General features: G+C 63.1%; 14 protein-coding genes. 10 read left to right on the forward strand and 4 right to left on the reverse strand.

Annotated features, from left to right (window positions below):
* Positions 1-4: 4 nt before the first annotated feature.
* The 5 genes from ACIQTS_RS15280 (at position 5) to ACIQTS_RS15300 (ending at position 4,342) form a co-directional block, all read left to right on the forward strand.
* Complete coding sequence (locus ACIQTS_RS15280) at positions 5-898, forward strand: F0F1 ATP synthase subunit gamma (protein ID WP_133834460.1); 894 nt, start codon at positions 5-7, stop codon at positions 896-898.
* Positions 899-933: 35 nt separating this feature from the next.
* Positions 934-2,379 carry a F0F1 ATP synthase subunit beta gene (gene atpD, locus ACIQTS_RS15285; RefSeq protein WP_133834459.1) on the forward strand — a complete coding sequence of 482 codons (1,446 nt, stop codon included), beginning with the start codon at positions 934-936 and terminating at the stop codon, positions 2,377-2,379.
* Positions 2,380-2,381: 2 nt separating this feature from the next.
* On the forward strand, positions 2,382-2,651 hold the full coding sequence (locus ACIQTS_RS15290; protein WP_038990466.1) for a F0F1 ATP synthase subunit epsilon: 270 nt from the start codon (positions 2,382-2,384) through the stop codon (positions 2,649-2,651).
* An 8-nt stretch (positions 2,652-2,659) separates the two neighbouring features.
* Positions 2,660-3,088, forward strand: coding sequence for a DUF2550 domain-containing protein (locus tag ACIQTS_RS15295; RefSeq protein WP_105658413.1), 429 nt, complete (start codon positions 2,660-2,662; stop codon positions 3,086-3,088).
* A gap of 267 nt (positions 3,089-3,355) precedes the next feature.
* Positions 3,356-4,342 (forward strand): NAD-dependent epimerase/dehydratase family protein, encoded by a 987-nt coding sequence (locus tag ACIQTS_RS15300; protein WP_400290771.1) that lies wholly within the window; start codon positions 3,356-3,358, stop codon positions 4,340-4,342.
* 23 nt (positions 4,343-4,365) lie between these two features.
* On the opposite strand, the gene nagA is transcribed toward ACIQTS_RS15300, so the two are convergent.
* The 3 genes from nagA to nucS all read right to left on the reverse strand — a co-directional run bounded on the left by nagA (position 4,366) and on the right by nucS (position 7,322).
* Positions 4,366-5,574 (reverse strand): N-acetylglucosamine-6-phosphate deacetylase, encoded by a 1,209-nt coding sequence (gene nagA / locus ACIQTS_RS15305; protein ID WP_400290774.1) that lies wholly within the window; start codon positions 5,572-5,574, stop codon positions 4,366-4,368.
* 129 nt (positions 5,575-5,703) lie between these two features.
* Complete coding sequence (locus ACIQTS_RS15310) at positions 5,704-6,450, reverse strand: DUF4126 domain-containing protein (RefSeq protein WP_400290777.1); 747 nt, start codon at positions 6,448-6,450, stop codon at positions 5,704-5,706.
* A gap of 176 nt (positions 6,451-6,626) precedes the next feature.
* Complete coding sequence (gene nucS, locus ACIQTS_RS15315) at positions 6,627-7,322, reverse strand: endonuclease NucS (protein ID WP_105662590.1); 696 nt, start codon at positions 7,320-7,322, stop codon at positions 6,627-6,629.
* Positions 7,323-7,381: 59 nt separating this feature from the next.
* On the opposite strand from nucS, the gene ACIQTS_RS15320 reads away from it, so the two are divergent.
* Entirely contained in the window at positions 7,382-7,753 is a 372-nt protein-coding gene (locus tag ACIQTS_RS15320; protein WP_105658418.1) for a hypothetical protein, read from the forward strand.
* A gap of 23 nt (positions 7,754-7,776) precedes the next feature.
* Here ACIQTS_RS15320 and ACIQTS_RS15325 read toward each other — a convergent pair whose 3' ends face one another.
* Positions 7,777-9,144 (reverse strand): AI-2E family transporter, encoded by a 1,368-nt coding sequence (locus ACIQTS_RS15325; RefSeq protein ID WP_402473798.1) that lies wholly within the window; start codon positions 9,142-9,144, stop codon positions 7,777-7,779.
* A gap of 161 nt (positions 9,145-9,305) precedes the next feature.
* Between ACIQTS_RS15325 and ACIQTS_RS15330 the strand changes: the two genes are divergently transcribed.
* The 4 genes from ACIQTS_RS15330 (at position 9,306) to ACIQTS_RS15345 (ending at position 14,362) form a co-directional block, all read left to right on the forward strand.
* A complete protein-coding gene (locus tag ACIQTS_RS15330; RefSeq protein ID WP_402473799.1) occupies positions 9,306-11,000 on the forward strand; it encodes a hypothetical protein in 1,695 nt (564 codons plus the stop codon).
* A gap of 5 nt (positions 11,001-11,005) precedes the next feature.
* Entirely contained in the window at positions 11,006-11,917 is a 912-nt protein-coding gene (locus ACIQTS_RS15335) for a co-chaperone YbbN (protein ID WP_402473800.1), read from the forward strand.
* 139 nt (positions 11,918-12,056) lie between these two features.
* Complete coding sequence (locus ACIQTS_RS15340) at positions 12,057-12,815, forward strand: ABC transporter ATP-binding protein (RefSeq protein ID WP_105658422.1); 759 nt, start codon at positions 12,057-12,059, stop codon at positions 12,813-12,815.
* Positions 12,797-14,362: a transporter gene (locus tag ACIQTS_RS15345; protein WP_400290789.1), complete on the forward strand. Its 1,566-nt coding sequence runs from the start codon at positions 12,797-12,799 to the stop codon at positions 14,360-14,362. The genes ACIQTS_RS15340 and ACIQTS_RS15345 overlap by 19 nt, the downstream gene beginning before the upstream one ends.
* Positions 14,363-14,536 lie beyond the last annotated feature (174 nt).

Below are 14,536 nucleotides of genomic sequence, written 5' to 3' on the forward strand. Positions count from 1 at the left end.
ACACATGGGAGCCCAGATTCGGGTCTACCGCCAGAAGATCGGATCGACCAAGTCGATGCGCAAGATCTTCAAGGCGATGGAACTGATCGCTGCATCCCGCATTGGTAAGGCACGTACGCGTGTCTCGGCCTCGTTGCCGTATGCCAATGCGATTACCCGTGCAGTAACCGCCGTCGCGTCCCAGGCCGATGTCGAGCATCCACTGACCACCGAGCCGGCGCAGGTACGCCGCGCCGCGGTCTTGGTGATGACTTCGGACCGAGGACTTGCCGGGTCCTACTCCGCCAGCGTTCTGAAGCAGGCAGAGCACCTCGTGGAACTCCTGCGTGAAGAAGGCAAGGAAGTCAAGACCTACTTGGTCGGCCGCAAGGCCCAGGCTTACTTTGATTTCCGTTCACGCGAGTACGCACGAGTGTGGACCGGGGAAACTGATTCCCCGCGTTTCGAAACCGCACGCGAGCTGCGCGATGTCCTCCTGGAGGACTTCGACACCGATTTCGAGCAGGGTGGCGTGGACGAGATCCATGTCGTCTACACCCAGTTCAAGTCGATGGTCACGCAGGAACCGACGGTCATCCGTCTGTTGCCGTTGGAGGTTGTCGAGGATGAATCCGAGACTCCAACCGACGAGCTGTTGCCACTGTACGAGTTTGAGCCATCGCCGGAAGAAGTGCTTGACGCACTGCTTCCGCGCTACATCGATTCTCGACTGTTCAACTGCCAGTTGCAGTCCGCTGCTTCCGAGCTCGCTGCCCGCCAGCGCGCCATGAAGGCCGCAGGCGACAACGCTGGTGAACTGATCAAGAAGTACACCCGATTGCTCAACAATGCCCGTCAGGCTGAAATCACCCAGGAGCTTTCGGAAATTATCGCCGGCGCCGACGCGCTGAACAGCTAATTACCGATACTCCGACCAGACAAGAAGTGAGAAAGATGACTGCCCAACTCAACGAGCAGGTTACCGCAGGGGCCATCGGTCGCATCGCGCGCGTGACTGGCCCGGTCGTGGACGTCGAGTTCCCAGCCGACGCACTGCCTGCTATCTACAACGCACTGACCGCTGAGCTGACCCTCAACGGCGAAACCAAGAAGATCACCTTCGAGACCAGCCAGCACCTCGGTGAGGGCCTGGTCCGCGCAGTATCGCTGCAGGCCACCGACGGCCTGGTCCGCGGTGCTTCGGTGACCGATACCGGCGCTGCCATCTCCGTCCCAGTAGGCGACGGCGTCAAGGGCCACATCTTCAACGTTCTGGGCGACGCCCTGGACGTTGACAACTCGGAGATCCAGGTCACCGAGCGTTGGCCAATCCACCGCCAGCCTCCGAAGTTCTCGGAGCTCGAGGGCTCGACCGAAATGCTGGAAACCGGCATCAAGTCGATCGACCTCCTGACCCCGTACATCAAGGGCGGCAAGATCGGCCTGTTCGGCGGCGCCGGCGTTGGCAAGACCGTGCTGATCCAGGAAATGATCACCCGTGTTGCACGTAACTTCGGTGGTACCTCGGTATTCGCCGGTGTTGGCGAGCGCACCCGTGAAGGCAACGACCTCTGGGTCGAAATGGACGAGGCAAACGTCCTGAAGGACACCGCACTGGTGTTCGGCCAGATGGATGAGCCTCCTGGAACCCGTCTGCGCGTGGCACTGTCGGCTCTGACCATGGCGGAATACTTCCGCGATGTCCAGAACCAGGACGTGCTGCTGTTCATCGACAACATCTTCCGCTTCACCCAGGCCGGTTCCGAGGTGTCGACCCTGCTGGGCCGCATGCCTTCCGCCGTGGGCTACCAGCCGAACTTGGCCGATGAAATGGGTCTGCTGCAGGAACGCATCACCTCGACGAAGGGCCGCTCGATCACCTCGATGCAGGCTGTCTACGTCCCGGCCGATGACTACACCGACCCGGCTCCAGCAGCAACCTTCGCCCACTTGGATGCAACCACCGAGCTGTCGCGTGAAATCGCGTCGCGCGGCCTGTACCCGGCGATCGACCCGCTGACCTCGACCTCGCGAATCCTGGATCCGCAGTACATTGGCCAGGATCACTACGATGTAGCCATCCGCGTGAAGGCCATTCTGCAGAAGAACAAGGAACTGCAGGACATCATCGCGATCCTCGGTATCGACGAGCTGGGCGAAGAGGACAAGATCGTCGTTGCCCGTGCACGCCGTATCCAGCAGTTCCTCTCGCAGAACACCTACACCGCAAAGCAGTTCACCGGTGTCGAGGGCTCGACCGTATCGATCAAGGACACCATCGAAGGCTTCAAGGCCATTTGCGATGGCGAATTGGACCACATTGCAGAGCAGGCGTTCTTCAACATCGGCGGTCTTGACGACGTCGAGCGCCAGTGGGCCGAAATCCAGAAGGCCAGCTAATTATGGCTGAGCTTCAGGTCGAAATCGTCGCGGCTGACCACTTCGTGTGGTCGGGCGCTGCGAAGCTGGTCAAGGCTCGTTCGGTGGACGGCGAGATCGGTGTTCTGCCCGGTCACGTTCCGATGCTGTCCGTGCTTGCCGCTGGGGACCTGGAAATCGAACCGGTTTCCGAGTCCCGCTTCTCGGTCCAGATCGACGGAGGCTTCTTCTCTGTTGATTCGGATCGCGTAGTGATCGTTGCTGACAACGCTGTGCTTGGTACCGCAGCGTAGGCGATGAATTGTTTGAGATAACCGCACCAGTTCTGATCGCGTTGCTGATCCTGATCGGCATCGCCATGTTCTTCGGGGCCATGGCCGTGCGCCGCATCCAATTGCGGCGCACGCTGGGCACCTTCGATGCATCCATCCTGGCGCCTTCGGGCAAATGGATGATGGTCATCGGCCGCTACGGCGGAGCGCATGTGGACCTGTTGCGGTTTTTCTCTGTCTCCCCGGTCCCGAGTTTCGTGATCGAGCGCCGTGGCCTGGATATCACCGGGACACGCCAGCCCACCGATGAGGAAACCTCGCGGATCCCGCCAGGATTCATCATCGTGATGCTGGTGCGCAGCGGTGATGAGCTGCTGCTGGCCATGGACTACCGCGACTACACCGGCTTCTCGGCCTGGCTCGAAGCCGGACCGATCGCCGGGAGCTGGCAGATCTAGAACTTGATAAAGCAAAACCGCCGTTGCAGATGCAGCGGCGGTTTTTGCGTTCCCTGGCCGGGCAATGCTGGCAGGCAGCGTTGGCAGGCTGGGGAAGCCGCTGCGTATCGCCTGCGTGCTCGGCGCACTGCTCAGCTGCGCGTGGCGGCTCGGGGGAGTACCTCCGGATCCCGGGCACCGCAGCCGCCGATTCGGAAACGGTGGGCAGGAACTGCGCTGAGTGCGAAAAGCCTGGGCCCGCGGCGCAGGACGTAGTTGACTGTTCGCATGGAACGAACCTTGATCCTTGGCGGGACCGCGTGGCTCGGCGGCGAGCTGGCGCGGCAGCTGATCCGCAGTGGCCACGAAGTCACTAGCCTGGCGCGCGGAAATTCCGGCGAGGTTGCCCAAGGCGCGCAGCTGGTGCGTGCCGACCGGAGCCAGCCCGGGGCCTATGACGCCGTGCAGGGCATCGGATTCGACTCGGTCATCGAGCTGTCCTATGAGCCGCAATGGGTGCACGAAGCGCTGGCGGCCCTGGCCTCGACTGCGCGGCACTGGACCCTGGTTTCTTCCATCTCGGTGTATGCCAGCTCGCAGCTGCCCGGTGCCGGCGAAGACGCGCAACTGCATGATCCGTCCGATCCCGGCGACTACGGGCATGCAAAGGTCCTTGCCGAACGGGCCAGCACAGCGATGGTTGCCGACCGGTTGCTCATTGCCCGTCCGGGGCTGATGACCGGACCTGGCGATCCCAGCGACCGCTTTTCCTACTGGGTTTCGCGCTTGGCCTTGGCCGGTGCCGGCCAGGTCCTCATCCCGCCAACCGCGGGCCGCCATGTGCAGGTCATCGACGTGCGCGATGCCGCCGCGTGGATTATCGACGCCGCCGCGCGTTCGCTCACGGGAACCTTCAACGTGGCCGGAACATCACATGGCTTCGCCCAGTTCCTCAGTACGGCCGCACGGATTGCGGGATTCAGCGGGGAACTGGTCACCGCCCAGGACGCATGGCTGCGCGAACGCCAGGTCAATTACTGGGCCGGGGCGCGTTCGCTGCCGCTGTGGCTTGCGTTTGAGGACCACGGCTTCGCCCAGCGCAGCAACCAGCGGTACGCCTTGGCCGGTGGCCCGGAGCGGGACCTGGAGGACTTGCTTGGCGACGTGCTGGCCGATGAACGGGCTCGCGGACTGGACCGGTCCCGGCATGCTGGCCTGAGCCGGGCCGAGGAGCTTGAGCTGCTCGGCCAGCTCGGGCGGATCCGGCAGGGCTAGCGCAGTCCGGGATTTTCGGTGGGCTAGAGGTATTCCCCGTTGCGGATCGTCTGGACCAGCTGCAGATTGGCATCCAGGATCAGTGCATCGGCGGCGAAGCCGTAGTGCAGGGAACCGACTTCGTCGGCCAGGCCGATCAGCGAGGCGGGGATGGACGTAGCCGAGTTGACCGCCTGGACCAGTGAGACCCCGGCCTGCACGGCGCGCTGCACGATTTCCAGCAGCGTGCAGGTGCCGCCGGCCAGGGAATTGTCGCTGGCCAGCCGTGCCTGGCCCAGGGCCACATTCACATCCTGCGGGCCGAGGGTGTACTGCCCATCGGCCAAGCCGGTGGCCGCCATGGAATCGCTGACCAGCAAGATGTTCTCCGCACCGACCAAGCGGAAGACCAGGCGCACGGTATCGGGGGACAGGTGCACCCCGTCGGCGATCAGCTCCACGAACGCATTGCGGTTCACCGCCTCTTCCAGGCAGGCGGCCACCGGACCGGGTTCGCGGTGGTGCAGCGAAGGCATGCCGTTGAACAGGTGGGTGACCGTAGGGCGTTCGGTGAAGCCGTCCACCCCGGCGCTGCGCAGCTGTTCGCGGGCAAAGCGCAGGGAATCCGCGGTGATCTGGGCGCTGGCATCGGTGTGCCCCAGCGACGGAACCACGCCGTGGGAGACCAGCTGCTCAACGAGTTCCTCGCTGCCGGCCAATTCCGGAGCGTAGGTCATGGTGCGCAGCTGGCCGCGGCTGGCAGCCACCAGCTCGCTGACGAATTCCGGATCCGGATCCTGCAGGAAGCGCGGGTCCTGGGCGCCGCAGCGGGCTACGGAGAGGAACGGGCCTTCGGCATGGATGCCGGCAATCTGGCCGGCCTCCGCCAGCTCGGCGAGCAGCTCGGCGGCCTCGATCATGGACGAGGGCTCTGCGGTGACCAGCGACGCGAGCAGGGTAGTGGTGCCCGAGCGGTGCAGGTACTCCACCGCTTCAGTGACGCTCGAATGATCCGGTGCCGAGAAGTCCGCGCCGAGGGCGCCATGGCAATGCAGGTCGATCAGGCCCGGGATGATGATGGATCCGGGGGCTACCTCGCGTACCGGGTAATCGGCAGCATCGGCCAGCGCGTCGAAGTCATCGCGGTTGCCGGCAAAGCGGATGCGGTCGCCTTCCACGGCGAGCACGCCATCGGTGACCTTGAGGCCATCGGAAATCAGGGTGGCATGAAGGGCGTAGCGCGTCGTAGTCATGTTCCCAGCTTAGAAGAGAGAACGCGTCCAGTCACCGACTCGACGGATTATTTTCTCAGCGGACTTGGCATTTAGCGAATCGGGAACGCAACGGCCCCAGTGCGTCGGGCTCCTGGCCAAGGCGAGGCGCTAGCTGTCCTTGCCCGTAGGATCTTCGGAAGCCGGCGCGTTGCCGGTGGCCAGGGCCTGCAGGGCCTGCAGCGTGCTGGTCTTCGCGCCGGAGGCCAGCTGCGCTTCGCGCGCGGAGTGCGCGGCGGCCCGGTTCTGCCTGATGCTGCCGACCCGGTTCTTCATTGACCGGTAGACCCTGCGGAACATGCGGTAGAGGAAGAAGCCGATGGCAATGGCAACGAGTCCGAGCACGGCAGCCAGTACGGGAACCAGCACAGCTGCGAAGACGAGAACCAGCGCGCCAAGATCTTCTGCCAGGCTGCGCACCCATTGGGTGATGGGTTCGGGCACGGCATTGGTCGCCGCGGTCATCGACGATTTGCCCAGGCTCACCGACAGCGCGGAGCCCGCACCGAGCAGTCCGGTGAGGACGGCAACCTCGACTCCCGAATTGGCGCCAAGGCCGATGCCAACCAGAGCACCGAAAACAGGCCGCAGCCACACCGAGATGGTTTCCATGGACAGATTGAGGAAAGGGATCTTATCCAGGCCGGCCTCGCCGATGGCAAGTACGGCACAGATCGCCAGGACCCACGGATTGGTGATGCTTTCAGGAATCTGCCGTGCCGCAGAAGCGATCATGTCAGGTGCGGTATCGGGGATCACGAGTCCCGCGATGCCCAGGGCCAATACCGTGAAATACGGCCGCAGGCCCGCAGCGGAACCGCTGCCAATGGCCATGAGCGAAGCTGTCAGCGGATCCAATGGACCTCCCGAGCCTGGCGGCCCGGACCGTGCGGCACCGAGCGCTTTTGGTAGAGGAGATCAGACTAGCAGTCGGGATGCAGTTTTCTGCAGGGCCAAGCTAAGGCTGCCAGGCAGCAGCATCCGGCCAGCAGCGGATGCGCCAAGGCCAGGCAGCTCGGGGAGGACCCGCAACCCTAGAAGAGGCGTCCTGCCGAGTCGTCGACTCCGCGCATTGCGTCGTAATCCAAGGTGAGGCAGCGGATGCCGCGGTCCTCGGCCAAGGTGCGGGCCTGCGGCTTGATCTGCTGGGCGGCGAAAATGCCGGTAACCGGCTTGAGCAGGGGATCGCGGTTCAGAAGCTCCAGGTAGCGGGTCAGCTGCTCCACGCCGTCGATATCGCCACGGCGCTTGAGCTCCACGGCAACCGTGGCGCCCTTGGCATCACGGGCCAGGATATCCACCGGGCCGATGGCGGTCATGTATTCACGGCGGACCAACTGGTGGCCGGCGCCGAGCAACTCGATCTGCTCGGCCAGCAGGCGCTGCAGGTCGGCTTCGACGCCATCCTTGATCAGCCCCGGATCGGTGCCCAGGATGTGGGCCGAGTCGTGCTCGAAGCTATGGAAGTGGATGGTCAGCTTGTCATCGGTCTTCGCGCTGGACACGGTCCAGGTAGCGGTGGCACCCAATGCCGCGGCGTCCTCATCGGGATCTGCCTCGCGCAGGATCAACGGCGGATTCATCCAGTTCAGCGGCTTGTAGCTGCCGCCGTCCGAGTGGATGAGTACCGAGCCGTCGGCCTTGACCATGATCAAGCGGGTCGCCAACGGAAGGTGGGCTCGAAGACGGCCCTCGTAATCAACTGAACACTTCGCTACCACTAAACGCACCCCACACACTTTACTAGCTGGTTGCGACTTGTGCCGGGAGATACGGCATGATTAAAGACATGCCACGTTCCAACCGCCCGCGCCGCTCCAAGAATTCCCGACCCGCCCAAGGCCGGAACTCCGGCTCCGGCTACGGATCCGGGGATGAAGAGCAGGGCTACGGTTCGGGCCAGGAAGAGTGGATGCAGCGTGCCCGTTTCGGCGTGGTGCTGCGCCAGGATGCCCCCGACGGCCAATGGCATGTGCGCAAGATTGCGCCGATGAACGCCAATAAGCCCTATTCCTGCCCGGGGTGCCACCGTTCCATCGGAGTTGGAGTTGCCCATGTGGTCGCCTGGCGCGCGGACCACTGGTCGGGCGATGACGCCGCGGCCAACGCGCGCCGCCACTGGCATCCGCACTGCTGGGAAACCCGTTCCTACCGCTACTAGGCCAGCTGCCTAAAGGGCAGGTGCTAGCGGCGGTCCTGCCGGGCGATGAAGACTTCGCGCAGCAGGATCATGGCGCTGGCTGCCACCGGGATGGCCATGAGCGCACCGGTGACCCCGGCCAAGGTGCCGCCGGCAATCACCGAGATCACCGCGACCGCGCCGGGCACTGCCACCGCACGGCGCATGATGCGCGGCGAAACGAAATACGCCTCGACTTGCAGGTAGCCGAAGTAGCACACCGCGTAGATCAGGGCGGTTTGCCAGCCCAATGACAATGTCACCAAGGTGACCAGCACGCCGGCGATCACCCCGCCGACCAATGGGATGAAGGCCAGCATCGCCACCAGCAAGGTGAGCAGCGCGGTGAATGGCACACCCAGGATGCTCATCAGCACCAGCGCCACCAGGCAGTTCAGTATGGCCACGGTGGCTTGGCCCATCACGTAATTGCCCACGGAGCGGGTAATGCGCACGGTCAATTCGGCCACGCGGTCGCGTTTGGAGCGCGGGGCCAGGCGCAGCGAGAAGCCCATCATCCCTGGCAGCGAAGCCAGGAAGTAGATGGCCAGCACAAGCACGATCAGCACGCCGAACATGGACTGGGCGACGGTCTGCGATACGCCCAGGACGCCGCCGAACACATTGGTCACCGCGCCCGAATCGCCAAAGAAACGGTCGACCTCGGTAGTGATGCGCTGGGAAACCGCGTATTGCCGGTCGATTTCCCGGACCCAATCGCTATTGAGGAAATCATCCACGATTTCAGGCGCCCGCGTGATGAAGGCGGTGATCTGGTTGACCAGGGTAGGGATGATCAAGGCCATGAAGCCGCCGAAGATCGCCAGCAAGCTGACCATGGTCGCGGCCACAGCCAGCGGACGGGTCAATCCCTTGCGCATCATGAAGCGCACAATCGGATCAAGGCCCAGCGCGATGAACAGCGCAATGGCAATCCAGGTCATCAGCGAACCGACGTTGGTCAGCAGGTAGTAGCCGCCCAGGGCGATGCCCACGCCAATGGTGCCCAAGAAGCCCATGGAAATAGGATGCAGCGCCGGAATCGGTTCCGGCGAGCCATCCAGCGGATGCTCCGGTTCCTCGCCCAGGGCCGCACTGCGCTGCGGGGTGTTGAGCATCTTGCCCACGCGTTCGGCGATCTTCTTGGTCCAGCCCTCGCGGGATGCATTAGCGCCCGTCGGCGCAGCGCCCGGATAACGGGCCTGCGCGCTGGCGGCCGCAGGTGATTCCGATTGGGAATTGCCCTCATGAGGCTGGGAATGCGCTGTGGATTCCGGGCCGGAGGTTGCCGGCCCGGAAGAGCGATCCGACGCGTCGGAACGCGGCTCGGGTACGTGCTTATCGCGATGCGGGTGCGGCTGATCAGGCTCCATGGGTCAGAGCATATCGCGCATCGGCCACTGTTAAGTGGTTCAAGACACCGTGCTGTTGCGTTGTTGAGCCAGTTCACAGGCGCGGATCGGAACCATGATCGGCCGCAACTCGTTAGACTTGTCAAAGAACAGCTGTGAGACGTAGGCGAATAGGTGAACTTGTGCGAAAAGTAATCTCCGTGATCGCGATGCTGCTGGGGGCCGCGGCCCTGGTAGTCGGCATCGGACAGAAGACCTTTTGGGCCCCGCCCGAAACGGTGACCGCGAGCATGCCGCAACTAGCTGATGAGGCACCGCTGACCCTGATTGAATCCTCGGTCAACGACCCCAAGCTGGACCCGGTGGAACTGGTGATCAAGTCGAAGGGCGAATTCACTGCTTCCTTGGGCCGCGACTATGACGTCGAGGCGTGGATCGGCGATGCATCGCATGTATCGGTCACCGGCATCGACACCGAAAACCACAAGATGATCGCCAAGCACGCCAAGGGCAAGGCCGATGCGCCTGATCCCGCCGGTGATGACATCTTCTTCGACTCGCAGACCGCGGATCAGACCATGACCTACCGCTGGACCGCTCCGGATTCCGGCGACTGGTCCCTGCTGCTGGCCGCAGGCGGAAAGGATGCCGCTCCGGTGGATATCTCGGTAACCTACGCGAACGACGACGCCATGCCATTTGCCCTGCCGCTGATCATTGCCGGCTCGCTGCTGCTGGTCTTCGGACTGGCCCTGCTGGTCATGCGCCCGGGCAAGCCGAAGAGCGGGTCGAACACCCAGCACTCGGTCGCCGCCGTGGCCGTGGTGGCCCTGGCGATCTCCGGTGTTTCGCTGCCCATGGCGCCAAGCGACGAGTCCAGCGCCAAGCCTTCGGAATCCGAGCAGAAGTCGCAGGACGCCAAGGCGTCCGATGATGCCAAGGGCTCCGAGTCCGCTTCTTCCTCGGTTGAAGAAGTATCCAGCTTCCCGGTCATCACCGAAGAGCAGCTCAAGCGCGTTCTGGCTGATGCCCAGAAGCAGGTAGCCAAGGCCGATGAGAAGAGCGATGCCAAAGCCCTGGAACCACGCAGCGCCGGGGCGTTCAAGTACCTGCGCGATAAGCGCTACGACATGCTCAAGGAGAAGTTCGAGGTAGACAAGCCGCTGGCGCTCACTACCCAGGTCATCCGCTCGGCCGCTGTGCCGAATGCGAATGAAGCCAAGTTCCCCCGCGTGATCTCCGTGGTGACCGCGAAGAACAATGATGCCGACACCCTGCCGCAGGCGCTGACCCTGGTGCAGGCCAACGCCCGAGATAACTTCAAGGTGGTCTTCGCCGGCCAGATGCTGCCGAACTCCACCTTCCCGGGCATCGCCGTTGGCGACCCGTCGACCAAGCAGCTGGCTGCCAACGCCGAGGGCCTGCAGATGACCCCGGAGAAGGCTCTGGAAGCATTGGGCAACGTGCTGACCGATGGCAAAGCCAAGGACAAGGACAAGTTTGCCGAATCGGACTTCATCAAGGCGGTGCACGCAGCCCAGAAGGATGAGTCCAAGGAAGCCAACGAGGCGGACGTCAAGTACAAGCGCACGGTCACCAAGGGCGACACCAAGGTGGTTTCCACCCCGGATGGCGGAGCGATTGTTACCGGCAAGCTGAACAACAAGGCGCTCTTCGTGCGCACCGAAGACGCTGACCCGCTCAAGAGCACCGACAAGCTGACCGAACAGCTGCTGGGATCCAGCTCCTCGAACGGCGACGTGGAAAGCACCTACGCCGAGCCGGTGATGTTCTACCTGCCAGCCGACGGTTCCAAGGACAAGATCCAGCTGATCTCTGCAAGCCAGATCCTGCTCGATGTGAAGGAAGTTGACTAACCCCCATGACTGATCAGAACATTCCCTCAACCCGTGGTGCGGTAGATCTCTCCGCCCTGGCGAGCCAAGGCCCGGAAGCTTCCGGCAGCATGCCGGCTGGTCCGGCAAGCTGGACCACCAATCTGGATGAGGCTGCGTTCCAGCAGTTCGTCGGCATGTCCCAGCAGGTACCTGCCATCGTTTCCCTCGGCTCGCCTCGCGTGCAGGTCTCGGCAGACCTGGATGCGACGCTGCGCAAGCTGGTGGATGCCAAGGGCGGCAAATTCATCCTCGGCCTGGTGGATGCAGAAACCTACCCGCAGATCGCCCAGGCCTTCCAGGCGCAGCAGATCCCGATGGTGGTTGCGCTGATCAAGGGCCAGCCGGTGCCGCTGTTCCAGGGGCCTGCCGATGAACAGCAGATTGTCCAGGTTTTCGCACAGCTTGAACAGCTCGCAGTCCAGCAGGGCATGAGCGGTACCGCCCCGGCATTCTCCGGGCAGGCCGGCGAGCCTGAGCCAGAGCTGCCGCCGCTGCACCAGAAGGCCGTGGACGCCATCGATGCCGGGGACTACGCCGCCGCCGAGGCCGCCTACCTGGAAGCGTTGAACGAGAAGCCGAACGACAAGGACGCGCAGATCGGTGTGTACCAGGTTCGACTGCTCTCGCGCACGCACAACCTGGATCTGAACAAGTCCCGCGAGCAAGCCGCGCAGAACCCTGAAGACATCGCAGCCCAGCTGGATGTAGCAGATCTGGACGTGGTGGGCGGGCATGTTGAAGATGCCTTCGCCCGACTGGTTTCGCTGATCTCCCGCCTGGCTGATGAAGACCGCGAGCGGGTCCGCCGTCGCCTGATTGAGCTCTATGCGGTAATCGGCAACAGCGATCCACGCGTAGCTGCCTCGCGGCAGAAACTGGCACGCGTACTCTTCTAGGCTGACGTCCAGGGACTGGACCAAGCAGTTCAACCGCCGCGACCCAGGGTTTTTCCCAGGGTCGCGGCGGTTGTCTTATACCTGGGTTTAACTCCAAAGGATGATGCGTTCTGACTAGGGGCATTGCTAGCCTTGAGCTATGAATCAGATCGCACTGGACATTCGGGGTCTTGCCAAGCAATTCGGCGCCAAGATTGCCGTGAACAACGTCAGCCTGCAAGTTCCTGCGGGTTCCTTCTACGGTCTTGTCGGACCCAATGGTGCCGGCAAGACCACCATGCTTTCCATGGCCACTGGATTGCTGCGCCCGGATTCAGGCCAAGCGCTGGTCAACGGCGTGGATATCTGGGCTGATCCGCAAGCGGCCAAGGCCACGTTGGGAGTCCTGGCTGATGGCGTGCGCCAGTTTGACCGGCTGACCGGCCGCCAGCTGGTGACCTACTCGGGATTGCTGCGCGGCATGGAACGCGCAGAAGTTGCCCAGCGTACCGAAGACCTGCTGCGCGTGATGGATTTGCTCGATGACGGAGACAAGCTGGTGGTGGACTACTCGGCCGGCATGACCAAGAAGATATCCTTGGCTACCGCGATGATCCACTCGCCAAAGCTCTTGGTTCTGGACGAGCCGTTCGAGGCGGTGGACCCGGTATCGGCGGCGAATATCCGCGACATCCTGAATAACTACGTTGAATTCGGCGGCACCGTCATCGTTTCCTCGCATGTGATGGACCTCGTCCAGCGCATGTGCACGCATGTCGCGGTCATTTCCGATGGCATGCTCAAGGCGCAGGGCACCGTGGATGAAGTCCGCGGTGGCATGAGCCTGGAAGATCGCTTCGTCGATCTGGTGGGCGGCCGCGCCAATAATGAGGGGCTGTCATGGTTGCGCACGTCCTAAGCTTGAAATTGCGCTTGCTCGCCAACGGCTTCAAGCGCTCCGTCGGCCAGCTCATTGGCGTCATCATTGGTGGCCTGTACGCACTGGGTATGATAACCATGCTGACCATGGCCATGTGGTTTACCGCCGGCGATATTCCTTTCCAGGGCGAAATCTTCACCCTGATCGGCTCGGCCGTGGTGCTGGGCTGGGCCATTATCCCGCCGCTGCTGACCGGTGTTGACCTCACCCTGGAACCTTCACGCTTTGTCCACTTCGGGATTCCGGAAAAGACCTTGGGGCCAGCGCTGGTGCTGGCTGGCTTTATCTCGATTCCCGCGGTGCTGACCATTGCGGGCCTGCTCGGCGCCTCGCTGATGTGGCGCTTCGATGCGGGCGCGCTCATGCTGGCACTGCTGGCAGCGGTGGCGACCGCGGTGATGGCGATTCTGCTTTGCCAGTATTTGGTGATCATGGCGACCGCACTGCGGGCCAAGCGCCGATTCCGTGAATTGACTTTCGTGCTGCTGTTCGTGGTGCTCATCGCCTTGGGGCCGATCGTGACCTCGGCATTGGCTGCCGCGCAGAGTATGAGCGACTGGATCCAGCCGATTGCCTCGGTCTTGGGGTACACCCCGCTGGGTGCCTTTGCCGCGATTCCCGGGGCTTTTGCCTCGGCGCAATACGGCCAGATGGCGATCCATCTGGCGCTGGGCTTGCTCTACCTTGGCGGACTGTACCTCCTGCTGGCTCGGGCTACCGCCAAAGCCACGGTGACCCCGCCGCCAGAGCAGCGCGCTGCCACGGCCAAGGGGCTGGGCTTCTTCAAGTTGATGCCGGCCACGCCAACGGGCGCCGTGGCTGCCCGCGCACTGACCTACTGGTTCAAGGATCCGCGCTATGCCATTGGCGTGCTCATTGTGCCGATGCTGCCGTTGCTCTTCTGGTTCACCGGCAACCAGACCGGCAGCTACGTGATGATGTTCCTGCTGGGCCCGTTGATCGGCATCTTGATGGGCTTCTCCATCTCGGCCGACATTTCCTATGACAACACCGCCTTTGCGCTGCACGCGCTGACCGGCATTTCCGGACGCGCAGATCGTGCAGGGCGAGTGCTGTCCTGTTTCCTGATTGCCATCGTTCCGGTCCTGGCGGCAGCCATTTTGCCGGGCCTCATCTCCGGTGCGCTGTGGCGCATCCCGGGAGACCTGGGCCTGTCACTGGCTGGGCTGCTCATCGCGTTGGGCGTCGCGTCGGTGTCCTCGGCCCGCTACACCTATTCGGTGCCGCTGCCGGGTGATAACCCGATGAAGACCCCTCCGGGCAATGGCATGCGCATTGCCCTGACCCAGCTGGGAATCATGTTTGCCATGGGCCTCCTGCTGATCCCGGTTCTCATTCCGTACATCATCGGCTGGGTGAAGCAGTCGCAGTCCTTCGGCTTCATCACCTTGGGCGCGGGCCTGGTCGTGGGTATCGGGCTGATGCTCGGCGGCATTGCCCTCGGTGGCAAATGGTACGAAAAGCGCACTCCTGAGCTGATGCAGTCGGTCATCCTCAATAAGTAGGCGCAGCAGCCGAATTGCTGCCTTCGGCCGTCTAGCGGGACGCTGTTTTCCGCTAGGCGGCCGTTTGCCTGCCTTGGGTGCAAGGAGGTTCACAGGATATTGATCGGGTCGCGACCAATTGGCTCAATATTGACTTCCAAGGGCACCGCAACGCATCGGAAGACCACTGAAAAA

It is taken from the genome of Glutamicibacter sp. NPDC090743 (assembly GCF_044769125.1).
Classification (GTDB): domain Bacteria; phylum Actinomycetota; class Actinomycetes; order Actinomycetales; family Micrococcaceae; genus Glutamicibacter.